We start from the raw sequence: 22,719 nt of genomic DNA on the forward strand, positions 1-22,719 counted from the left end.
AGCCGAATCGCGCGGCCTCGATAGGCGACCGATGGTCAATAGGCTAAAGTCCGGGTTATTGGGTGCCAGCCCCATCCCGTGACGGGCGCGTTAACCCTTTTTGCCTTGCCCTGGAATCAGAATCGCGTCTAAATGCGTTTTAAACCTGCAAATGGGTTTGAAATCGCATTTTGAGATTCTCGACATGAATATGGCCGCAACGTTCGGACGGGCAATTTCCGAGGTCGATCAACTGATCATCGGACAGGCGCACGAACTGTCAGACAAACTGAAGCAGCACCGGCTGGAGATGTTCCCTCCCGTCGCACAGAAGAACCTGCGCCAGTTCCAGCTGAGCGAGGCCGCACATTTCCTGGGCGTCACCAGCGGCTACCTGCGCAATCTTTCGCTGGAATCCAAGGGGCCGCTGCCGCAGGTCACGCCTTCCGGCCGCCGGTCCTATTCGGCCGAGCAATTGCAGGAGATGCGCGAGTATCTGGAGCAGAACGGCCGCGCCGGTCAGCGCTACGTGCCGCGCCGGCGCGGCGGCGAGCACCTTCAGGTCATCGCGGTCGTCAACTTCAAGGGCGGCTCCGGCAAGACGACGACGACGGCCCACCTCGCCCAACACCTCGCGCTGACCGGGCACCGGGTGCTGGCGGTGGATCTCGACCCGCAGGCCAGCCTTTCGGCGGTGCACGGCTTCCAGCCGGAGTTCGACGTCAACGAGAACGAGACGCTTTACGGGGCCATCCGCTATGACGACCAGCGGCGGCCGCTGAAGGAAATCATCCGCAAGACGAACTTCCCGGGCCTCGACATCGTGCCGGGCAATCTCGAACTCATGGAGTTCGAGCACGACACGCCGCGGGTTCTCGCGCAGGGCGACCGGAGCGATTATGGCCGGATCTTCTTCGCACGGCTCGATGAGGCCCTGTCGTCCGTAGCCGAGGACTATGACGTGGTGGTGATCGACTGCCCGCCGCAGCTCGGCTTCCTGACGATGAGCGCGATCTGCGGCGCGACGGCGGTGCTGATCACGGTGCATCCGCAGATGCTCGACGTCATGTCCATGTGCCAGTTCCTGCAGATGCTGGGGGAAGTGCTGAACACGCTGAAGAGCGCGGGTGGCAACATGAACCTCGACTGGCTGCGGTATCTCGTTACCCGCTACGACCCGGCCGACGGGCCGCAAACCCAGATGGTCGCCTTCATGCGCTCACTGTTCAAGCAGCATGTCCTGACCAATCCGATGGTGCGAAGCGTTGCCATTGCCGATGCAGCGCTGACCAACCAGACGCTTTACGAAGTTGACCGGAGTCAGTTCACACGTGCCACCTATGACCGGGCGCTCGAATCCATGGAGGCGGTCAACGCGGAAATCGTTGAACTGATCCACAAAGCATGGGGGCGCTGACCATGGCGCGCAAGAACGTTCTTTCCAACCTGATGTCCCCGACGACGACGGAGCAAGTGGCGCCGGTAACCCCCGGCAACGACGAGCCGCGCCAGCATGTGACCTACAAGGGCATCGGCGCGCTTGGCGCTGTTACGCGCAGTATCGACGCGCTGGCCGCCAAGGCGGATGCGGCAAAAGAGATCGAAGCGAAGTTGACGGCCGGCGAGGTCGTCATCGAGCTTGAGCCCGATCAGATCGAAGAATCCTTCGTTTCCGACCGCCTTGCCCATTCGGACGAGCAGTTCCGTGACCTTGTTGAGGCTATGCGCGTGCGGGGGCAGGACTCGCCGATCCTCGTTCGCCCGCATCCAGCCAAGGACGGTATCTACCAGATCGCCTTCGGCCATCGCCGCGCCAAGGCTGCGCGCCTGCTCGGGCGGCCCGTTCGTGCTGTCGTCAAGGCGTTGACCGACCGGGACCACGTTATCGCGCAGGGCCAGGAAAACAGTGCGCGCGCTGACCTTTCCTTCCTCGAAAGGGCAACCTTTGCCGGGGAGCTGGAGGCGCGTGGCTTCGACCGCGAAACGATCATGGCGGCGCTGAGTGCCGACAAGACGACCGTGTCCAAGATGCTCTCGGTGGTGAACCGCATTCCCAAGACGGTGCGGACCGGCATCGGCCCGGCGCTCGCCATCGGGCGAGACCGCTGGCACGAGCTGGCCACCCGCTTCGACGAGCCCGCCAACGAGGACAGGGCGATGGAATTCCTGGCCCGCGACCGGGTGAAAGCCCGTGCACCCGAGGACCGTTTCAATCTCGTCAGCAGCCACCTTGCCCGCAAGGACGCCCCAGAGGCTGTCGCAAAGCCGGCGCCGGCCGAGTGGGTCCGCAAGGATGGCCCGGTGCGCGCCAGCATCAAGACCACCGGTCGCCAGTACACGATTGCGCTGAAATCCGCGGATGCCTTGGCCTTTGGCGCTTACATTACCCAGAACCTGGACCGCCTCTACGAGGCGTTCCGGACGGAAAATGCAGATAAATCAGGAGATTGATCCGCAAAAGAAAAAGGCCCCCTCAACGTTACCGTCGTGGAAGCCCTTCTCATCGTTTAGCAGCCTGAGAGTCGCACTTCCCCGAATCACAGTCAAGCCTTTTTGGCGCCGGTTCCGGTGATGGGGTTTCTTTTGCCTGTTGAAAAGGTGAAGAGACATGGAGACGGACGGCATAACGACGCCCTTCGGGCGGCGGGCGATGACGCTTGGCATGCTCGCAAGCCAGGCGATCGCAAAATCAGTCCCGCCGGATGCGAGCGTGGACAAGTGGAAGCTGTATCGGTGGCTCTGTGAAGCGCGGCCGAAGCTGGGCATCAGCGACCGGGCGCTTTCGGTGCTGAATGCATTGATGAGCTTTTATCCGAAGACTGACCTTGCCGGAAGCGATGGGCTGGTGGTGTTCCCCTCGAACGCTCAGCTTTCGCTGCGCACGCACGGCATGGCGGAGACGACGCTGCGCCGGCATCTCGCGGCGCTGGTGGAAAGTGGCCTTCTCACCCGGCGCGACAGTCCGAACGGCAAGCGCTATGTGCGACGCGACCAGCAGGGCGCGATCGGTGAAGCCTTCGGCTTTTCACTGGCCCCGCTGCTTGCCCGGGCCGAGGAAATCGAACAGCTTGCCGCCGAGGTGGTTGCCGAGCGCCTGTTGCTGCAGCGGCTGCGGGAGCGTGTGACGCTCGTGCGCCGGGATATTGCCAAGCTGATCGGGACCGCGCTGGAAGACGGGCTTACGGGGGACTGGATGCGTTACGAAGCCGATTTTCGAGTGCTTGTGCTTGCCCTGCCACGCGTACCGACACCGGAAATCCTGACGCCGGCCCTCGCCGCGCTGGAAGCGTTGCGAGCGGAAATCATCAACCACCTGGAACAGCAGGTTATTTTGAAAAAATCGGCGGGCAATGCCGGCCAAACTGAGCGGCACAAACAGAATTCAAAACCCGACTCATCCTCTGATTTTGAACCTCGCTTCGAACCGAAGCAGGGCGGCGGCGCCGAGAGAGAACAGGAGCGGGTGGCTGTGCAGCACGGCAATGGCGATGAAAAAACGAGCGGACGCTATTCGCAGTGGCCTGTCGATGTCCCGACGACGGCGAAAGGAGTTCATCCACAGCCGGCGAATGTTTCGGATGCGCTCAAGCCCTATCCGCTGGGTCTTGTGCTGCAGGCGTGCCCGGAAATCGTCGCCTTCGGTCCGGGTGGAGCGATATCGAGCTGGCGCGATCTGATGACCGCGGCGGTGGTGGTGCGCTCAATGCTGGCGGTCAGCGCCTCGGCCTATGAGAACGCCTGTGCGATCCTCGGGCCGGAGAACGCAGCGACGGTCATTGCCTGCATTCTTGAACGCGCCGGGCACATCAACTCGGCGGGCGGCTATTTGCGTGACCTCACTCGGCGGGCGGAACGCGGGGAGTTTTCGCTCGGGCCGATGCTGATGGCGCTGACGCGGGCAAACGAGAAGCCAGTACGGCAGGTGGGGTGACGGTGCCAGGGCGGTACACGAAATTCACTTTGGAAACCGGGCATTAACCATGGATTCCCTAATCATGGGGGGAAGACAAGGAAGCCCGAATCAATGCCCCCATATGCCGCGATCCAGCCGCACCGCCGCTCTGTTGCCAACGAGAATGGACCGGTCGTCCCGTTTCCCGTCGAACGCCGCACGGCCCATGTCCGCCGCTGTGCCGGGGAACTGGGCGTCCTGCATGGCGATGAAGCGCGGCTATACTGGGTGAAGGTGTGCCGTGAACTTGCGGCCGAGCTGCAGAAGCTTGGATCGAACGAAACCCAGGCACGGGCCGCCGTCTTCGCCTTTCAGGACGAGGTGCAGCAGGAACTCATGCGCCTGCATCAGGCCGATGAGGCCTGATCTCAAATAAGCCCGGAAGCGGTTCCCGCCAGCCCGAGCGAAAACACGCCGAGGCAGACGGCTGCAACGCGGTAGACAAGTTGCGGCGACAGAACCGGCGCGCGACCAATCAGGCTGCCTAGAACAAGAAAACTCGTGCCGGCGCCCGCAACCAGCAGGCTGAACAACCCTATCGCCGGGGCGATCTGCGAAAGCGGGCCGTGTGGCATGATGACGAGACCGATAATCGGTGCTTTCGGGTTGAGGACGGTTGTCAGGAAGACCTGACCGATGGTTACGGTAGAGGCACTGTCCGGGGTCGTCTCGCTGGACGAGACGCGCCAAAGCCGAATGGCCAGAAAAAGCACCCACAAGGCAGCCACGAGCCGAAGGGTGACGGCAAGCGCCGGGCGCCCTTCCAGCAGAGACGCGGCAATCGTTGCCAGTGGCACGACGACGACAAGATAGCCTGCAAGCTCCCCGATCAGCAGCGGGAGGCTCGAGCGGAATCCGCGCGCTGCGGCGCCGACCGTCAGAAGGGTGTTGGTCGGTCCAGGCGTGAGCAGCAGCGCGAGAATGGCGACGATGAAAAAGCTGTCCGGCATGAGTGTTCCACGGGTGGGGAGGATCTGTACGGCTCCACCCTAGGCACTTCCTGCACCGCGGCCTTGATCTCCGTCAAGAGCGCGGTGTCTTCCCCCGCATGCGAAGTCCCGGTAAGGATCGGACCAAGATCACGAGAGGGAGACGACAATGACCGAGATGATTGCGGACGACATCCGCCGGCTGGAGGAACAGGAGCGCCTTCTCCGGTTCAGCCGGTTCAGCCCGGACGATGCCTGGGCGCTCGGCAATCGGGTTCGCGAGACGGCGCTCGCCCGTGGCGCGGGTGTGGCGATCGATATCTCCCTGCGTGATCGGCCGTTGTTTCATTGCGCCCTCCCCGGAACATCGACCGACAATGTCGAGTGGGTCCGTCGCAAGCGAAACACGGTGCTGCGGCTCTGGCACTCCTCCTATCTCGTGGGGCGGAGGCTGGCGTTTTCCGGCCGGGACCAAATGGAAGCGCATAATCTCCCGCATGCCGACTTCGCAGTGCACGGCGGCAGCGTCCCGCTCTTCGTAGCGGATCTCGGCTGCGTGGGAGCCGTTACGGTTTCGGGCGTGCCACAGCGCATAGACCACGCCATTGTCGCGGATGCGATCGCCGGCTTCTTGAACATCGACCTTGGTGAAGCCCGCTTGCCGGACTAGCGTCCCTCCCCTCCCCTCCCCTCCCCTCTAGGAAAGATCGACCCGGCTCATTAGGATAAGCTGCGGCCGCTTGGCCGGGAGGAAGCGGAGAGGAGCAGTCGTTCCGTGAAATTGCGTCATGCCCTGGCATTCGTGATCCTGCCGATCGTCGTGGTGCTCACCATCCTGCAAGGCGGCGCGCTGTTGACCCGCAGCTACATGGGCGAAGCCTCCTTGCAGGCCGGCACGACACTTCGCCTTGCGGTTGCGGCGCTCGGCGGGCATCTCAGCCGCTACGAGCCCCTGCCCGCGCTGATCGCTGATCACGACGACATCGAAGCGCTGCTCCAGGCGCCGGCGGACCCGGAGCTGCGCCGGACCGCAAGTCAATACCTCAAGGAGATCAACAGCCTTCTGGAGTCCTCGGACATTTATGTGATGACGCCGGACGGCAACACGATCGCGGCCAGCAATTATGAGGCACCCGGAACCTTCGTCGGCCAGAATTTCGACTACCGTCCCTACTTTCAGGAGGCGATCGCGGGTCGGCAGGCACGGTTCTATGCGCTTGGTACGACATCGCTGAGACGGGGGTACTATTTCTCCTCGCCGGTGGAAGTCGGCGGTACTATCCTCGGTGTTATCGTCTTCAAGGTGGACATTGACACCATTGAGGCTTCCTGGCGCGGTGGCGAATACGAAATCTTCGTCGCAGACCCCGAAGGCATCATCTTCATGACGGGGAACGAAAAGTGGCTCTATAACGGCATTCTGCCGTTGGACGCCCCTCGCCTCGCCCGTACCCAGGCTTCCCGGCGCTACGCCGAAGCGGCATTGAAACCCCTACCCGTCACCGAAAGTGTTTACTACGGTCAACATTTGATGCGGATCGCCGGTGAAGGCTCGACGCGGGAATATCTGCAGCTCTCGCAATACATGCCGGAGGCGGACTGGACCGTGAATGTGCTGCTCGACACAGCCTCGGTGCGCACGCAGGCCCGGACCGCCCTCATCGCCATTCTGCTGTTCATCTGCCTTGCGGGCCTTGGACTTGCCGTGCTCTGGCAACGTCGCGCCCGGGTCGTGGAGCGGCTCCGGCTCCAGGAGGAGGCGCGCAACGAGCTGGAACGGCGCGTCGAGGAGCGCACTGCTGATCTCGCCCGCGTCAACGAACAGATCGAACTCGAAGTCGCCGAACGACGGCTGACCGAGCAGGAACTGCGCAAGACTCAGGCCGATCTCATCCAGGCCGGCAAGCTTGCCGGTCTCGGCCAGATGTCAGCCGCCCTCTCCCATGAACTCAACCAGCCGCTTGCCGCGGCGAAAACCTATGCGGACAGCGCGGCGCTGCTGATCGATCGGGGCCGTGTGCCTGAAGCGCAAGATAATGTCCGCCGCATCTCCGCCCTCGTCGACCGCATGGCCTCGATAAGCCGTCACTTACGCAACTTTGCCCGCAAGCCGAACGAGAAACTGGGAGCCGTTCCCCTCCCCGATGTCATCGCCGATACGGTGGAGATCGTCACCCCGCGGCTGAAGGCGGCGGATGCGAAGCTGGAGGTCGCACTTGATGAGCAGGCATTCGTCGTGCGCGCCGGGCCGGTCCGCCTCCAGCAGGTGCTTGTCAACATCATCAGCAATGCGGCCGATGCGGTCGAGGGACTGGATGACCGGCTGATCCGGCTTTCCGCGCATCGCGAAGACGATCATGTCGTCATCGAAGTGCGCGATCACGGACCGGGCGTACCGGCTGCAATTGCCGATCGTATCTTCGATCCCTTCTTCACGACCAAGGGCGTCGGCAAGGGACTTGGCTTGGGTCTCTCCATTTCTTATAATATTATCAAGGACTTCGGTGGAAGTCTCTCCGCTGTGAGCCATCCCGACGGAGGCGCTGTTTTCCGCATTACGCTCGATGTCGCAACCCCTGCGCAGGAGGCGGCGGAATGAGCGGACCACGCATTCTGCTGATCGACGACGAAGAAGAGATGCGCCGCTCCTCGGCGCAGGCCCTCGAACTGTTCGACCTGACGGTGGATACCTTTGCCAGTGCGGAGCCGGTGCTGGAACTCGTCGGTTACGCCTTCGACGGGGTTGTCGTCAGCGATATCCGCATGCCCGGCATGGACGGCATGACGCTGTTGCAGCGCATTCGCGAGGTGGATCCGGAAGTCCCGGTTATCCTGGTGACCGGGCATGCGGATGTGCAACTTGCCGTCAGCGCCATGCGGGCCGGCGTCTATGACTTCCTGGAAAAGCCGTTCACGGCGCAGCATCTCGCCGGCATCATCCGCCGTGCGATGGACCGCCGTAGCCTGGTGCTGGAAAACCGCCGCCTGCGCGCCGTCGCCGGCAAGCGGGACGACATCGAAGCCCGGCTGCCGGGTCGAACGCAGATCATGGTGGACCTTCGGTACAGGTTGAGGGCGATCGGCGCGACGGATGCCGATACGTTGGTGATCGGCGAGACCGGGGCCGGCAAGGAAGTGGTGGCACGCGCGCTGCACGATATCAGCGCCCGCGCAAACCGCCCTTTCATCGCCATCAACTGCGCGGCCCTGCCGGAAAACCTCATCGAGAGCGAGCTCTTCGGCCACGAGGCGGGAGCCTTTCCCGGCGCCCTGCGGCCGCGCTTCGGCAAATTCGAACACGGCCGTGGCGGCACCATCCTGCTGGACGAGATCGGCTCCATGCCCTTCGACCTGCAGGCAAAGTTCCTGCGCGTGCTGCAGGAACGGGTCATCACCCGTCTCGGCTCGAACGAGCCCGTGCCGCTCGACGTGCGCTTCATCGCGACCAGCAAGGTGGATCTGGCGGCGGAGGTGGCGGCCGGACGGTTCCGGGCCGACCTCCTCTATCGGCTCAATGTCGCGACGCTGCATGTGCCCTCGCTCGCGCAGCGCCGGGCGGATATTCCCCTGCTCTTCCTCCAGCTTGTGCGCGAGGCCGCGGCGCGATACGGCCGCAGCGACATTGACGTTCCCCCGCAGTTGACGGCGGACATTGCCGGCCGGAGCTGGCCGGGCAACGTGCGGGAGCTGCGCAATTTCGCGGACAGGCTCGTGCTGGGGCTCGATACTGCGCCGGACGAGGCGTCGCCGGAGTCCGCACCGCAGCGCCTTGCCGACAGGGTCGCCACCTACGAGCGAGGTCTGATCGCCTCGGCACTGGCTGCCCATGGCGGCAGTCTGAAGCCTGTTTACGAGCAGCTCGGGGTCTCCCGCAAGACGCTTTACGAGAAGATGCAGAAGTACGGGCTCGATAAAAATTTCGCGTCTGGGCTGCTTCAGGACGACATTTGAGGCGTTGGTGGGTGGATTTCCACCCACTCGTGTGCAGGTTTGTTCCCATCTCCACCCATCGTGCCAAGTTTACGGCGGTAAACTCGCCCGTAAAATTCCCTCGCCGCTTGCCGACTCGCCATCCCGGAGGCCCTTCTAGGTCATCCAGAACCGGCGCGGGAGGAGCCACGTCGGCTGGGCATTTCATCGGGAGGATTTGATGAAGACATTGAAAGCCCTGTTCGGCGTCTCGGCCGCACTCGCCGTATCGCTGCTCGCCACGTCGGCACTCGGCCAGACCTATCCGGAACGGACCATCACCATGGTGGTGCCCTTCTCCGCGGGCGGTCCGACCGATACGGTCACCCGCCTCGTCGCCGAAGCGATGTCAAAGGATCTTGGCCAGCAGATCGTGGTCGAGAATGTCGGCGGCGCCGGCGGCACGCTGGGTGCGGGCCGTGTGGCCAGCGCAGACCCGGACGGTTACACGCTGCTGCTCCACCATATCGGCATGGCGACCAGCGCGACGCTCTATCGCAAGCTCGCCTATGACACTTTGAACGCGTTCGAATATGTCGGCCTCGTCACCGATGTGCCGATGACGATCGTCGCCCGCAAGGATCTCGAGCCGACGGACCTCAAGGGCCTGATCGACTACATGAAGGCGAACAAGGATACGGTGACCGTGGCCAATGCCGGCATCGGCGCGGCCTCGCATCTGTGCGGCATGCTGCTGATGAGCGCCATGCAGACGCAGTTCGTTACCGTTCCCTACAAGGGCACCGGCCCCGCGATGACGGATCTGCTCGGCGGCCAGGTCGACGTGATGTGTGACCAGACGACCAACACGACGAAGCAGATCCAGGGCGGCACGATCAAGGCCTACGCGGTGACCTCCCCTGCCCGGCTCGGCAATCTGCCGGATGTCCCGACGGCGGAAGAAGCCGGTCTCTCCGGCTTCCAGGTCGGCATCTGGCACGGCGTCTATGCGCCCAAGGGTACGCCGGCCGACGTGACGGAACGCCTGTCCAAGTCGCTGCAGGCTGCGCTGAAGGACCCCAACGTCGTTGCCCGCTTTGCCGAACTCGGCACGGCGCCGTCGGCAGAGGCAGACGCAACGCCGGCTGCCCTGAAGGCAAAACTCGAAGGCGAGATTGCGCGCTGGAAGCCTGTCATCGAGGCGGCCGGCCAGTACGCTGACTGAGGTCAACCGCTGCCGTCGCGTGTCGTTTCCGTCGAGATGACGGAAACGACACGGCGGTGCACGGAGCGGCTCGCAGCGGCAGTCGATGTCGCCACGAGCCCTGACCGCCTGCGCGGCCCGTCCCGGCCGCTGGAAGAGGGGAACCCATGAAACAATTACAGTTCGACGGTACCAATGCGATCTGCGGCCTGACCTTTATCGCGCTTGGCGGCTTCTTTATCTATCAATGCCTCAACCTTGAGCTCGGCACGGCTTTCCGCATGGGGCCGGGTTACTTCCCGTTGATCCTCGCCGCGATCCTGACGCTGCTCGGCGTCGTCGTGCTGGTGCAGGCGACACGGGTGCAGGGCGAGCCCATAGCCCCGCTGGCGCTGCGCGGCATGTTGTTCATTCTGCCGGCGCCCGTTTTCTTCGGGCTCACCGTGCGCGGGCTCGGCTTCGTGCCGTCGCTGTTCTTCGCCGCGCTTATCGCCGCCTTCGCCTCGACGCGCATGAAGCCGCTGATGGCGCTGGTGCTCGCAGGGGCGATCACGCTCTTTTCCGTCCTGGTGTTCAGCTACGCCCTCGGGTTGCCGTTCGAACGCTTCGGCCCCTGGACCCGGCTTTAGGAGGCGCGCATGGATCTTGTCAGCAATCTCGCGCTCGGCTTTTCCACCGCGGCCTCGCCGGAAAACCTCGCCTTCTGCCTGATCGGCGTGCTGCTCGGAACGCTGATCGGTGTTCTGCCCGGTATCGGCGCGACGGCGACCATCGCCATGCTCCTGCCGATCACCTTCAAGCTGGAACCGGTCTCTTCGCTGATCATGCTCGCCGGCATCTACTACGGCGCGCAATATGGTGGCTCGACCACGGCGATCCTGATCAACATGCCGGGCGAGTCTTCATCCGCCGTGACCGCCATCGACGGTTATCAGATGGCCCGCAAGGGCAGGGCAGGAGCGGCGCTCTCCATCGCTGCGCTCGGCTCGTTCTTCGCCGGCACGGTCTCCACCTTCCTCGTCGCGATCTTCGCCATTCCCCTGACGGCCATCGCACTCGAATTCGGCGCTGCCGAGTATTTCTCTCTGATGGTCGTCGGTCTGGTTTCGTCCATCGCGCTGGCCCACGGCTCGATCGTCAAGGCACTGGCCATGGTGGCGCTGGGCTTGCTGCTCGGCCTCGTCGGTACGGACATCTATACCGGCACGCCGCGCTTCACCCTCGGCATTCGCGAATATGCCGACGGGCTCAACTTCGTTGCCGTTGCGGTCGGCGTCTTCGGCATCGCCGAGATCCTGCGCAACCTCGAGGGAGAGAAGACACGCAGCCTCATCATGGCCAAGGTGTCCGGGCTCTGGCCGACGAAGGACGACTTCCGGCGCATGGTCGGTCCGGTGCTGCGCGGCACGGCCATCGGCTCGGCGCTCGGCATCCTGCCGGGGGGAGGGGCGATCCTCGCGGCCTTCGCGTCCTACACGGTGGAAAAACGTGTATCGGATCATCCTGAAGAGTTCGGCCACGGCGCGGTTGCAGGTGTCGCCGGACCGGAATCGGCCAACAATGCGGGTGCCCAAACCTCGTTCATCCCGCTGTTGACGCTCGGCATCCCCGCCAATCCCGTCATGGCGCTGATGGTCGGGGCGATGATCATCCAGGGCATCGTGCCGGGGCCGAATGTCGCGACCGAGCAGCCGACGCTGTTCTGGGGCATCATCGCCTCGATGTGGATCGGCAACCTGATGCTTGTCGTGCTGAACCTGCCGCTGATCGGCCTCTGGGTGAAGCTGCTGACGGTGCCCTACTATGTGCTCTTCCCGATCATCATGGCGTTCTGCTCGATCGGGGTCTACAGCGTCAACTCGAACGTCTACGACCTCTATGCGGTCGCGCTGTTCGGCCTTGGCGGGTATCTGCTGGTCAAGTTGCGCTGCGAGCCGGCGCCGCTGCTGCTCGGCTTCGTGCTCGGGCCTTTGCTGGAGGAGAACCTGCGCCGCGCCATGATCCTGTCGCGCGGCGACCCGACGACCTTCGTCACACGTCCTATCAGCGCAATCCTGCTGGCACTGGCGCTGGCGGTTCTCATCATCGTCTTCCTGCCTTCGGTCAAGAAGAAGCGTGAAGAGGTTTTCCAAGAAGAAGACTGAAACAGGAAAACCTGCGGGGGAGGGGAGGAGTGGCGACGAGCCGCTCCTCCTCGCATTTTAGCGATATTGCATTGCGGCAGAAACCGGGTTAAAAAACTTGAGGAAAAATAGAAGGAATATCAGCAGGGGAAGATGACGTTCCAGCCGCGCATGCAGAACAGGATCGAGGGCTTTTCCGTCGTCGGCGGTCTCAACCGTCGTCACTGGAACGGCATCGTCGCTGATGTCTGGGATGTCGAATGCGCGGCCCATGCAGGCGGCTATTATGTCGGCCGGGACCCGCGGCTTTTCATCCTGCTCGACAAGCAGGGGCCGGGCGATTCTCGCATTCGCCTCGCGCCTGGGGGGAGCGAATCCGTCGAGGACTGGCGGCATTGCCCGATTGCCTACATCCCCGCGAATTTTGAACTCTGGGCGGATCTCGCCGATCACCAGTTCCTGCGCCATCTCGACCTGCATTTCGATGTGGAAACGGTTGGCCGGCGCCTGGCGGAGGATCTCGATCCGGAGCGGCTCGCTACCCCGAAGCTGTTCTTCTCCGATGACCGCCTGTTTTCGCTGGCGCAGCTCATCGCTGCCGAATGCATCAATCCGCTGCCGCTGCATGACCTCTATGGCGACGGCCTGGCGCTGGCGCTGATCATCGATGTCATGAAACTGGGTAAGATGCCGGGCCGTAAGCGCGGCAAACTGGCGGGCTGGCAACTTCGTCGCGCGACCGACTTCATTGAAGAAAACTGCTTGCGCAACATCCGGCTGGAGGAACTCGCCAGCCTGATCGGCCTGTCGCAATCCCATTTCAGCCATGCCTTCAAGGCATCGACCGGCATTGCGCCCCATCAATGGCAGGTGAATGCGCGGCTGCGCCGGGCCAAGCAATTGCTTTTGCAGGGTGATCAGCCTCTGACGGAGATCGCCGCCGAGACCGGATTTGCCGACCAGGCGCATTTCACCCGGGTTTTCCGCAAGAATTTCGGCACGACCCCGGCCCATTGGCAGAAAGTGCAGCTGACCTGAGCTTGCGCGGTCGGGCGATTGTTCGCTCCGTGGAAAATTGCCCAAGAACGTACAATTTTCGCGGAATGCGACAAGCCCGATCATTAAAACTGAGTTAAGCACTCACCTTATTGTTGGAAGACCGTTCTGGCTGGCGAACGGGTGAGTGGGGTATGCGCAGATGATGATGAAATCGAAGGGGCCGGCGCCGCGGGCAAGGCTTTTGGCGGGTGTTGCAATGTCCATGCTCGCCGGACTGGGCCATGCCGAGGCCCAGGACAGCACGACGCTCAATCCCGTAGTCGTCGAGGGGGCCGGCGGGGAAGGGGAGGCCTCCGCGACGGGACCTGTCAGGGGTTATGTCGCCAAGGTGTCCGCTACCGGCTCGAAATCCGATACCGCGCTTCGCGATATCCCCCAGGCCGTTTCTGTCATCGGCCGGGATGAACTCGAAGACCGCGGCGTCGTCGGCAAGGTGGACGAAGCGCTGCGCTACACGTCCGGCGTCTTCGCCGAACCCTTCGGCTCCGATCCGGACACGGACTGGATCTACATTCGCGGTTTCGATGCCAGCCAGACAGGGCTTTTCCTCGATAGCCTCAATCTCTTCAGTTATTCGTTCGGCAACTTCCAGGTTGATCCGTTCTTCCTCGAACGAGTGGAAGTGCTGAAGGGGCCGGCCTCCGTGCTCTACGGCGCGGCCAATCCCGGCGGTCTTGTCAATATGGTCGGCAAGCGACCGCTCGAGGAGAAGCTGGTCTACAGCGAGATCGGCGTCAACAATTACGGCAATGCCTTCGCCGGTTTCGACGTCAACACACCGCTTGGGAGCGGCGTCAATTTCCGCCTTACGGGCAAGCTTGCGGGCGGTGACCAGACGACCGACTATTCGGAAGACCTGCGCGGCGGGATCATGCCGCAGGTTACCTGGCAGCCGGATGATGCGACGAAGCTCAACGTCTACGCCTTCTACAGCGCCATGGACCAGGTGCATGTCGGCAACGGCTTCTATCCCTACTACGGGACCGTGGAATCGGCGCGCTTCGGCAAGATCGATCCGGAAGGTTTCTATGGCGAGCCGTCGTCCGATGATGGCGGTTACCAGCAATTCCTGCTCGGCCACGAGTTCGAGCACACCTTCGACAATGGCTGGACCTTCTCGCAGAACGGTCGCTACGGTCACCTCTCGAAGGAGGAGACCATGGCCTACATTTACGGTTACTACAACCGGGATACGGATGCAGGCTGGCTGGAGCAGCCGGATGGCAGCACGGATACGTTTACCCGCATCGGCTTCCATGGCGACACCGAGGTGGATACCTTCGCGCTCGACAACCGCCTGAACGGCACGTTCCAGACGGGCGGGCTGGAGCACGACCTGACGGTCGGTCTCGATTTCAAATACTACAGGATCGAGCAGACCCAGGCCGCGGGCGGTGCGACGCCGATCGATGTGCTCGACCCGCTCTACGGTGTCGCTCAGGGTGACAAGTTCGTCTATCTCGATCAGGTGCTGACGCAGCGCCAGGTCGGCCTCTATGCGCAGGATCAGATCCGCTTCGGCGGCGGCTTCATCGCCACCTTGAACGGGCGCTACGACTTCGTGCGCACCGAATCCGATGCTGCGGTCGGCTATAGCTACACCTCCGACGACAAGGCCGTGAGCGGCCGTGCAGGCCTCGCCTACGAATTTGCCAACGGCTTTACCCCCTATGCCAGCGTTTCGACGTTCTTCCTGCCAGTTATCGGTGCAAGCGCGACAGCACCGATCAAGCCGGAGGAAGGCTATCAGCTCGAAGGCGGCTTCAAGTACGAGCCGACGGGCTTTGACGGCATGCTCACGGCTTCGGTCTTCCATCTCGTGAAACAGAACTGGACCGTCACCGACCCGTTGACCTTCCTGCAGTCGCAGATCGGCGAAGTGACCTCGACGGGGATCGAACTGGAAGCGAAGGCGCAGATCGCCAACGACTGGAAGGCGACGGCGGCCTTCACCTACCAGAAGCTGGAAATGACGGAACACGCCGACCGGACCCTGATCGGCAACAGCCCCTATCTGGTGCCGGAAGTCACCGCGTCGCTCTGGCTCGCCTACACTATCCCGGAAGGCGCCCTGGAAGGGCTCAGCGTCGGCGGCGGCGTGCGCTACCAGGGCGAATCTTGGGCGGATTACGCCAACACCAAGAAGGTGCCGGACGTGGTGCTCGCCGACGCGGCGCTGCGCTACGAGACGGACGGCTGGGGCGCGGCGCTCAACGTCACCAACCTCTTCGACAAGGAGTATGTGAAGGGGTGCCAGACCACCATGGTCTGCGGCTACGGCGATGGCCGTACCATTACCTTCAAGCTCAGCCGCACCTGGTAAGGGGCAAAGGCGCACCGAGGCTCCGGTGCGCCTTTCGCTTGCCAATGAGGCACGCAAACCTTTCCTCCGTCATGGGCGGGCCTGACCTGCAGATGACGGAGGCGGGTGGGGCGGAGCTTGCCGTCGAAACCGAGGCGCGCCGGAAAATCCGACGCGCCTTTGTCGTTTCAGCCAATCAGCGCCAGCCCAGCGCCGGTGCTACGTGCTTCAGGATGGCCTCGATGACATGGGCATTGTACTCGACGCCCAGCTGGTTCGGCACGGTCAGCAGCAGTGTATCGGCCTCCCGGATCGCCTCGTCGGCGGCAAGCTGCCCGATGAGCTTGTCCGGCTCGTCGGCATAGGAGCGGCCGAAGATCGCCCGCGTCTGGTCGTCGATGAAGCCGATCGAATCCGCCTCCTTGCCGCCGCGGCCGAAATAGGCCCGGTCGCGGTCGTCGACGAGCGCGAAGATACTGCGGCTGACCGAAACACGCGGTGTGCGGCCGTGGCCGGCTTCCTTCCATGCCTCGCGATAGGCGCGGATCTGCGCCGCCTGCTGGACATGGAACGGCTCGCCCGTCTCGTCGTTCTTCAGCGTCGAGCTCTGCAGGTTCATGCCGAGCTTCGCCGCCCAGACGGCGGTGGCGTTCGAGCTTGCACCCCACCAGATGCGCTCGCGCAAGCCTTCCGAATGCGGCTCCAGTCGCAGGAGGCCGGGCGGGTTGGGGAACATCGGCCGCGGGTTCGGCTGTGCGAAACCTTCGCCTTTCAGCACATCCAGAAACACTTCGGCATGCCGTCGCCCCATGTCGGCGTCGCTCTGGCCTTCCTGCGGCTGGTAACCGAAGTAACGCCAGCCGTCGATAACCTGCTCGGGCGAGCCGCGGCTGATGCCGAGCTGCAGGCGTCCACGGGAGATGAGGTCGGCTGCGCCGGCGTCCTCTGCCATGTAGAGCGGGTTTTCGTAGCGCATGTCGATGACGGCCGTGCCGATCTCGATCCTGTCCGTCTTCGCGCCGACGGCGGCAAGGAGCGGAAAGGGGGAGGCGAGTTGCCGGGCGAAATGATGCACCCGGAAATAGGCACCGTCCGCGCCCAGTTCCTCCGCCGCGACGGCAAGGTCGATCGACTGGAGCAGCGTATCGCCGGCCGAGCGGGTCTCGGATTGGGGGGAGGGGGTCCAGTGCCCGAAGGAAAGGAAACCGATTTTCTTCATGGATGTTTGCCTCGACGCCGGTGCGTCCGTTGGGATGGGTGTCGCCGGCGAAGATGGGGTATCGGGCAAGGCTTGAAAAGGTGTGGAACGAGAACGCTGCGTTCACCGTTCGATGCTTTTGCGCTGGTAAAGGCTACGGCAGGGTCAGGCGGTCACCGCTTGTTTGGATGGTTCCGGGTTCAGGAAAACTGGCTTTGTCCAGAGGTTCGAAAGAAACTCCATGCGCCCTGTGCGGTTTTCCCTGGAAAAGATTCAAAAACTGCACATTGCGGAAACGTCGCCAATGCGATCCCCGCCATGCTCAGTGATATTTTTCCCGCTCCCGCAGGAGGATCGCCGGGGCGTTCAGCCCGGCGATCGGTTGGTTGACGTCTGCCGGAATGTCTCCGGTCAGCTGGAGATCGAGATAGCGCGCGCAGCACACCCTCAGGAAAGATGTGAAGTTTCCGAGGTCGTGGCCGGCGTCGATCGATTCATGGTGCAGCTTGGTGATCAGCTGCGTCACGTTCATGCGATCGCGGCGCGCGATCTCCTCGAGCTTCGACCAGAAGAAATTCTCCAGCCGCACGCTCGTCACCATGCCGTCGATCCGCAGCGAACGCGTGGTGCTCTCCCAGAGCTTCGCATCCGCCTTGATGAACAGCTCACACATCCCGGCCTCCTTGTCCGCCTCCTCAGGCAGCGTCTGTTTGTAGCAGGGACGCGGCGTCCAGCACAGCCATGAACTGCCGCAGCCAGGAAGGGTGTGCCGGCCATGCGGGTGCCGTGACGAGATTGCCGTCGGAGACCGCATCGTCGATCGCGATATCCGCGTAGATGCCGCCGGCAAGTTCCACCTCAGGGCGGCAGGCGGGATAGGCCGAGCAGGTCCGGCCCTTGAGGACGCCGGCCGCTGCGAGAAGCTGGGCACCGTGGCAGATGGCGGCCACCGGCTTGCCGGCTTCGAAGAAGTGCCGCACCGCCTTGATGACCTCGGGGTTGAGGCGCAGATATTCCGGCGCGCGGCCGCCCGGGATGACCAGCGCGTCGTAGTCTTCGGCGCGGATGCTGGAGAAGGTGGCGTTGAGGGTGAAATTATGGCCACGTTTTTCGGTATAGGTCTGGTCGCCCTCGAAATCATGGATGGCGGTCGCGACGGTCTGGCCGGCATTCTTGCCGGGGCAGACGGCATGCACGGTGTAGCCGCAGGCAAGCAGCGTCTGGAACGGGACCATGGTTTCATAGTCCTCGGTGAAGTCGCCGGTGATCATCAGAATTTTCGAAGCTGGCATCTGTTTCCTCCCAAAACCAATGGGAGGAGCTTAGCAAGGCCGGCATGCGAGCGGGTACTATGGGAATACTACAGTTAAGATTCAGCGATAGCGCCGTCAGACACCCTTCGCCGCCATCGTGTAGATCTTGCGGGTCCGCTCGTGGATCGTCCATTCGCCGCGCCAGCCGAGCGGCAGCACGAACATTTCACCCGCCCCGATTTCCCGGCTCGTGCCGTCAGCATTGTGCAGCGATACACGGCCGGTGAGGATGTGGCAGATTTCCGCAATCTCGCTACGGTCGGCGGTGAAGCGGCCGGGGGTGCATTCCCATATGCCCGTCTCCATCTTGCCGTCCGGGCTCGTCCACAGGGGCAGCGTTGCCTCCTGCTGCTCGCCCTCGATGGAGGTGGGTTTTGCGACGAAGGCGCCGATATCGCGTTGGAGGAGGTCGCCGAAATTTTCGAAGCTGATCATGGTTCGTCCTGTCTCTGGCTCAATGGCCTGTGATGGTGTCGGCAAGCGCCGCGAGTTTCGACGTGTGCGGCAGGCCGGCGAACTCGCGCTCGTCGGCGATGCGGTAAAGCTGGTACATGGAATGCACGCCGAGCCAGCGGAAGGGTTCCGGCTCCCACTTGCGCACGGTGCGGTTGACCCAGGGCAGGGCGGTCAGCTCTGTCTCACGGTTGAGCACGAGGTCGCAGAGCGTGCGGCCGGCAAGGTTGGAGCTGGAGACGCCGAGACCGACATAACCGCCGGCCCAGCCGATGCCCGTCGAGCGGTCGAAGCCGGCCGTCGTGCACCAGTCGCGCGGCACGCCGAGCACGCCGCACCAGGCATGGTCGATCTTCAGCGGTTTCGTCTGCGGCAGCAGGCGCGTGAGGATGGCATGCAGGGCGTCGATGGTCGCTTGCTGCGTCTTTCCGTTCACGTCGGTCTTCGAGCCGAAACGATAGGGCACGCCGCGCCCGCCCATGGTGATGCGACCCTCGCGGGTGCGCTGGGCGTAACAATAGGCATGCGCCGCATCGCCGAGCAGTTCGTGGCCTTCCCAGCCGATCTCCCGCCACAGCGCTTCCGGTACGGGCTCGGTGACGATCTGGGCGCTGTTCAGCGGCAGCCAGGTGCGCTCCTCGCCGGGGAAGCCGGCGGAAAAGCCTTCCGTGGCGCGGATGATTTTCGCCGCGCGTACCGTGCCGCGGTCGGTTTCGACCCGGCCCTTCTCGAAGCGGGTGACCGCGGTGCCTTCGAAGATCGGAACGCCAAGGGCTTCGACGACATTGGCAAGGCCACGCACGAGCTTGGCCGGCTGCACGCGCGCGGTGTCGCGGATAACGAAGCCGCCCTGGACGTTGGCGATGCGGATGCGTTTTGCGACCTCCTCTGCGGAGAGCATTTCCAGGCGCTCGGCAGGCATCTGCCAATCGAGATAGAACTGGTACTCCTCGCGAGCGCGGGCGAGCTGCGGCGCGTTGGTGGCGACGGTGAAATTGTCGACGCGGCGGATATCGGCGTCGATGCCCTCGGCCTCGGTGACACGGATCACTTCGTCCACCGTGCCCGCCATGGCGCGCTGCATGTCGATGACCGCGCCGCGCGTCGAGGTTTTCAGATATTTGTCGCGGGACCATCCGAAGCCGCCGGATAGCCAGCCGCCGTTTCGTCCGGATGCGCCGAAGCCCGCGAACTCCCGTTCCAGCACGACGATGTCGAGCGAGGGATCGGCCTTCTTCAGGTAGTAGGCCGTCCACAGGCCCGTATAGCCGGCGCCGATAATGCAGACATCGGCCTCGCGATCGCCGGGCAGGGGAGGGCGCTTTCGCGGTATGCCGCCGATATCGGCATACCAGAAGGAGATGTCACCGTTGGTCTTGACGTCCATGGGAGAGGCTTTCGGGTTCAGGTCAGCGTCACGTCGGCGCTGGCATCGTCGGGAAGAAGGATGAGGTCGGCGGGGGTGAAGGCGATGTCGACGGTGTCGCCAATGGCAAAATCGGTCGCGCCGAGGGGACTGCGCACCACGGCGACCGTGCCGTCCGTCAGCCGCACCTCGTATTTCGAGCCGGAGCCGAGATAGATCGCCTCGGCGACCGTGCCGGACAGGCGGTTTTCGCCGGGGAGAGTGTCCATGCCGGGGCGTTTCAGCGCCACGCGCTCGGGCCGCAGCAGGATGACCGGGCGGGCATCGCCGGGAAGGCGGCCATGGGCAAGAATCCTTTGATCGCCGATGGTCATCACCGTGTCGTTGCCGGAGACCTCGGCCTTGCCGCGGAGAACCGTGGATTCGCCGATGAAGCGGCCGACGAAGAGTGTCGCGGGGTGGTCGTAGAGTTCGCGGCCCGTGCCGATCTGCTCGATGCGCCCGCCGTTGAAGACGGCGATGCGGTCGGAGAGCACGAGGGCTTCCTCTTGATCGTGCGTGACGTAGACGAAGGTGGTGCCGAGTTCGCGGTGGATACGCTTGATTTCGAGTTGCAGCCATTCGCGCAGCTTTTTGTCGAGTGCGCCGAGCGGTTCGTCCATCAGGAGGAGCGGCGGATCGAAGACCAGCGCCCGGGCGAGCGCCACGCGCTGCTGCTGGCCGCCTGACAACTCGTTGGGGTAGCGATGGGCGAAATCGGCCATCTTCACCATGTCGAGGGCGCGTTTGACGCGGCGCTCGCGGTCTTCGCCTTTGTTGCCGCGCAGCGTCAGGGGATAGGCGACGTTCTTCCCGACCGTCATGTGCGGGAAAAGCGCGTAGTGTTGGAAGACGACGCCGATATTGCGCTTGTGCGAGGGCAGGCCCGTCACGCTCTTGCCGCCGATTTCCAGCGTGCCGGAGCTGATGTCGGTGAAACCGGCGATGAGGTTCAGTGTCGTCGTCTTGCCGGAGCCGGAGGGGCCGAGCAGCGTCATGAACTCGCCGGGGCGGATGTGCAGGTCGATATCGTTGAGGGCGGTGAACGCGCCGTAACGTTTGGACGCCTTGCGGATTTCGATCGCCGCGCCGGCGGAGCGTTGGGGTGCGTTCATGGGTCAGGTCCTTCCGCGGCGCATGCCGAAAAGCAGGCCGGCGATGATGATGAGCGAGGTCGCGAGGAACAGCAGCGTGCCGACGGCGGCGACGGTCGGGTCGGCGTCGCGGGTGATCGAGGTGTAGATCTGCACCGGCAGGGTTTTGAGGTACGGGCTGGTGATGAACAGCGCGACGATGATCTCGTCGAACGAGGTGATGAAGGCGAAGAGCGCGCCGGAGAGGATGCCGGGCAGGATGAGCGGCAACGTCACGGTGCGGAACACGGTGAGCCGGCCGGCGCCGAGGCTGGCGGCGGCGGTTTCAAGGCGGCGGTCGAAGACTTCGAGGCTCGCCTGCACGGCGATCAGCACGAAGGGGATGGCGAGCATGGTGTGCGCCAGCACGAAGCCGGTGACCGTGCCGACGAGATGGGCATCGAGATAGACCGCGTAGATTCCGATCGCCAGCACCACGCCCGGCACGACCATCGGCGTGATGAGGAGGGCGCGCAGCAGGCCGCCGGTGCGCGCCGCCGCTCTCGTGACGCCGAAGGCGGCGAGCGTGCCGACGACCGTCGCCACGACCGCGACGATGAGGGCGATGATCAGCGAATTGGAGAAGCTGGTCGTCCAGTCGGGATTGCGGAAAAAATTGTCGTACCATTGCCAGGAGAAGCCGACCGGCGGGAAGGCGAGCGACTTGTTGCCGTTGAACGACATGGGGATGACGACGAGCGTCGGCGCGAGCAGGAGCACCGCGACGAGCAGGCAGAACAGGCCGAGGAGGACGCGGGGGAAGGATGGCATCTCTTACGCCTCCCTGCGGGTCGAGGAATGTTTTTGGCGCATCAGCGGGGCGGCGATGGCGAGAAGCACGAAGGTGGCGACGAGCAGCACCACGCCCATGGCGCCGCCGCGGCCCCAGTTGAGCAGGCTCAACACCTGGTTCTGCACCAGCGAGGACAGCATGGTCGAGCGCGGGCCGCCGAGAAGGGCAGGGGTGATGTAGAAGCCGAGCGACAGGATGAAGACGATGATGACGCCGGCATAGACGCCGGGCAGCGAGAGCGGCACGTAGATCTGCAGGAAGGCGCGCCAGGGCTTTGCGCCGAGGCTGCGGGCGGCCTGGAGCAGGCGCGTGTCGATGCCCTTCATCACGGAATAGATCGGCAGGATCATGAAGGGCAGCAGCACCTGCGTCATGCCGATGATGACGCCGGGCAGCGTGCGGATCAGTTTTACGGGCGGCAGGCCGATGCCGCGCAGGAAGGAGTTGATGACGCCGGAATCCTGCAACAGGATGACCCAGGCGAGCGTGCGCACCACGCCGCTCAGCCAGAAGGGCACGAGCACGCACAGGATGAGCGCGAGGCGCACGTTCTTGCCGACGATGGTCATGGCGTAGGCATAGGGATAGGCGCAGATCAGCGAGACGAGCGTCACCCAGGCGGCGACGACGAAGGTGCGTTGCAGCACGGTGCGGTTCACCGCGGACTGGAAGAACCAGACATAATTGTCGAGGCCGGGCGCGGGATCGGTGAAGCTTCGGACGACGACGATGGCCAGCGGATAGGCGAGCGCGGAGAGCAGCACCAGTACGGCAGGGGCCGCGAGCCACACCGCACCGCGCGGGCGCCATCGCGTAAGGAGAGCGGGCCTGTCAGGCGTGTCGGTCACGGTCGTCTCCTGTGGTTCGGTTGGGTGGCGGCATTCTCAGTTGGGCTGGCCCCTCATCCGGCCTGCCGGCCACCTTCTCCCCGTAAACGGGGCGAAGGGGATAGGCCGCACCGTTTTCC

Annotated in this window: 21 protein-coding genes; 12 read left to right on the forward strand and 9 right to left on the reverse strand. The window is 63.7% G+C overall.

Annotated elements, in window-relative coordinates:
* Nucleotides 1-184 precede the first annotated feature (184 nt).
* The 4 genes from repA to AKG11_RS16765 all read left to right on the forward strand — a co-directional run bounded on the left by repA (nt 185) and on the right by AKG11_RS16765 (nt 4,297).
* Entirely contained in the window at nt 185-1,396 is a 1,212-nt protein-coding gene (repA, locus tag AKG11_RS16750) for a plasmid partitioning protein RepA (RefSeq protein WP_050744961.1), read from the forward strand.
* Nucleotides 1,397-1,398: 2 nt separating this feature from the next.
* Nucleotides 1,399-2,430, forward strand: coding sequence for a plasmid partitioning protein RepB (gene repB, locus AKG11_RS16755; protein ID WP_023514386.1), 1,032 nt, complete (start codon nt 1,399-1,401; stop codon nt 2,428-2,430).
* A 157-nt stretch (nt 2,431-2,587) separates the two neighbouring features.
* On the forward strand, nt 2,588-3,910 hold the full coding sequence (gene repC, locus AKG11_RS16760; RefSeq protein WP_050744689.1) for a plasmid replication protein RepC: 1,323 nt from the start codon (nt 2,588-2,590) through the stop codon (nt 3,908-3,910).
* Between the two features lie 93 nt (nt 3,911-4,003).
* Complete coding sequence (locus AKG11_RS16765) at nt 4,004-4,297, forward strand: DUF6074 family protein (RefSeq protein ID WP_050744690.1); 294 nt, start codon at nt 4,004-4,006, stop codon at nt 4,295-4,297.
* Nucleotides 4,298-4,299: 2 nt separating this feature from the next.
* Here AKG11_RS16765 and AKG11_RS16770 read toward each other — a convergent pair whose 3' ends face one another.
* Nucleotides 4,300-4,881, reverse strand: a complete 582-nt coding sequence (locus tag AKG11_RS16770; protein ID WP_023514389.1) for a LysE family translocator — start codon at nt 4,879-4,881, stop codon at nt 4,300-4,302.
* 148 nt (nt 4,882-5,029) lie between these two features.
* Here AKG11_RS16770 and AKG11_RS16775 point away from each other — a divergent pair, with 148 nt between their 5' ends.
* From AKG11_RS16775 to AKG11_RS16810, 8 genes are all read left to right on the forward strand, one after another.
* Complete coding sequence (locus AKG11_RS16775; RefSeq protein WP_050744691.1) at nt 5,030-5,530, forward strand: heme-degrading domain-containing protein; 501 nt, start codon at nt 5,030-5,032, stop codon at nt 5,528-5,530.
* 105 nt (nt 5,531-5,635) lie between these two features.
* Complete coding sequence (locus AKG11_RS16780) at nt 5,636-7,459, forward strand: sensor histidine kinase (RefSeq protein WP_371260105.1); 1,824 nt, start codon at nt 5,636-5,638, stop codon at nt 7,457-7,459.
* The gene (locus tag AKG11_RS16785) at nt 7,456-8,811 is read left to right on the forward strand and encodes a sigma-54-dependent transcriptional regulator (protein WP_050744692.1); all 1,356 of its coding nucleotides are present in this window, start codon (nt 7,456-7,458) and stop codon (nt 8,809-8,811) included. Before AKG11_RS16780 ends, AKG11_RS16785 begins: the two co-directional genes overlap by 4 nt.
* Nucleotides 8,812-9,010: 199 nt before the next feature.
* A complete protein-coding gene (locus tag AKG11_RS16790) occupies nt 9,011-9,994 on the forward strand; it encodes a tripartite tricarboxylate transporter substrate-binding protein (RefSeq protein WP_050744693.1) in 984 nt (327 codons plus the stop codon).
* A 146-nt stretch (nt 9,995-10,140) separates the two neighbouring features.
* Nucleotides 10,141-10,602: a tripartite tricarboxylate transporter TctB family protein gene (locus AKG11_RS16795; RefSeq protein WP_050744694.1), complete on the forward strand. Its 462-nt coding sequence runs from the start codon at nt 10,141-10,143 to the stop codon at nt 10,600-10,602.
* A 9-nt stretch (nt 10,603-10,611) separates the two neighbouring features.
* Nucleotides 10,612-12,117 carry a tripartite tricarboxylate transporter permease gene (locus tag AKG11_RS16800; protein WP_050744695.1) on the forward strand — a complete coding sequence of 502 codons (1,506 nt, stop codon included), beginning with the start codon at nt 10,612-10,614 and terminating at the stop codon, nt 12,115-12,117.
* 132 nt (nt 12,118-12,249) lie between these two features.
* Complete coding sequence (locus AKG11_RS16805; RefSeq protein ID WP_050744696.1) at nt 12,250-13,134, forward strand: helix-turn-helix transcriptional regulator; 885 nt, start codon at nt 12,250-12,252, stop codon at nt 13,132-13,134.
* A 160-nt stretch (nt 13,135-13,294) separates the two neighbouring features.
* On the forward strand, nt 13,295-15,478 hold the full coding sequence (locus tag AKG11_RS16810; RefSeq protein ID WP_050744963.1) for a TonB-dependent siderophore receptor: 2,184 nt from the start codon (nt 13,295-13,297) through the stop codon (nt 15,476-15,478).
* 175 nt (nt 15,479-15,653) lie between these two features.
* Here AKG11_RS16810 and AKG11_RS16815 read toward each other — a convergent pair whose 3' ends face one another.
* From AKG11_RS16815 to AKG11_RS16850, 8 genes are all read right to left on the reverse strand, one after another.
* The gene (locus AKG11_RS16815; RefSeq protein ID WP_050744697.1) at nt 15,654-16,676 is read right to left on the reverse strand and encodes an LLM class flavin-dependent oxidoreductase; all 1,023 of its coding nucleotides are present in this window, start codon (nt 16,674-16,676) and stop codon (nt 15,654-15,656) included.
* Nucleotides 16,677-16,977: 301 nt separating this feature from the next.
* Nucleotides 16,978-17,328 carry a ribbon-helix-helix domain-containing protein gene (locus tag AKG11_RS16820; RefSeq protein ID WP_023513893.1) on the reverse strand — a complete coding sequence of 117 codons (351 nt, stop codon included), beginning with the start codon at nt 17,326-17,328 and terminating at the stop codon, nt 16,978-16,980.
* Nucleotides 17,329-17,350: 22 nt separating this feature from the next.
* A complete protein-coding gene (locus tag AKG11_RS16825) occupies nt 17,351-17,947 on the reverse strand; it encodes a DJ-1/PfpI family protein (protein ID WP_050744698.1) in 597 nt (198 codons plus the stop codon).
* 96 nt (nt 17,948-18,043) lie between these two features.
* Nucleotides 18,044-18,403, reverse strand: coding sequence for a cupin domain-containing protein (locus AKG11_RS16830; RefSeq protein WP_050744699.1), 360 nt, complete (start codon nt 18,401-18,403; stop codon nt 18,044-18,046).
* 19 nt (nt 18,404-18,422) lie between these two features.
* On the reverse strand, nt 18,423-19,808 hold the full coding sequence (locus tag AKG11_RS16835; RefSeq protein WP_050744700.1) for an NAD(P)/FAD-dependent oxidoreductase: 1,386 nt from the start codon (nt 19,806-19,808) through the stop codon (nt 18,423-18,425).
* A 17-nt stretch (nt 19,809-19,825) separates the two neighbouring features.
* Nucleotides 19,826-20,941 carry an ABC transporter ATP-binding protein gene (locus AKG11_RS16840; RefSeq protein ID WP_050744701.1) on the reverse strand — a complete coding sequence of 372 codons (1,116 nt, stop codon included), beginning with the start codon at nt 20,939-20,941 and terminating at the stop codon, nt 19,826-19,828.
* Nucleotides 20,942-20,944: 3 nt separating this feature from the next.
* On the reverse strand, nt 20,945-21,730 hold the full coding sequence (locus AKG11_RS16845; protein WP_050744702.1) for an ABC transporter permease: 786 nt from the start codon (nt 21,728-21,730) through the stop codon (nt 20,945-20,947).
* 3 nt (nt 21,731-21,733) lie between these two features.
* On the reverse strand, nt 21,734-22,600 hold the full coding sequence (locus AKG11_RS16850; RefSeq protein ID WP_050744703.1) for an ABC transporter permease: 867 nt from the start codon (nt 22,598-22,600) through the stop codon (nt 21,734-21,736).
* Nucleotides 22,601-22,719: the final 119 nt, after the last annotated feature.

The organism is Shinella sp. SUS2 (assembly GCF_001262505.1).
Taxonomy (GTDB): Bacteria; Pseudomonadota; Alphaproteobacteria; order Rhizobiales; family Rhizobiaceae; genus Shinella.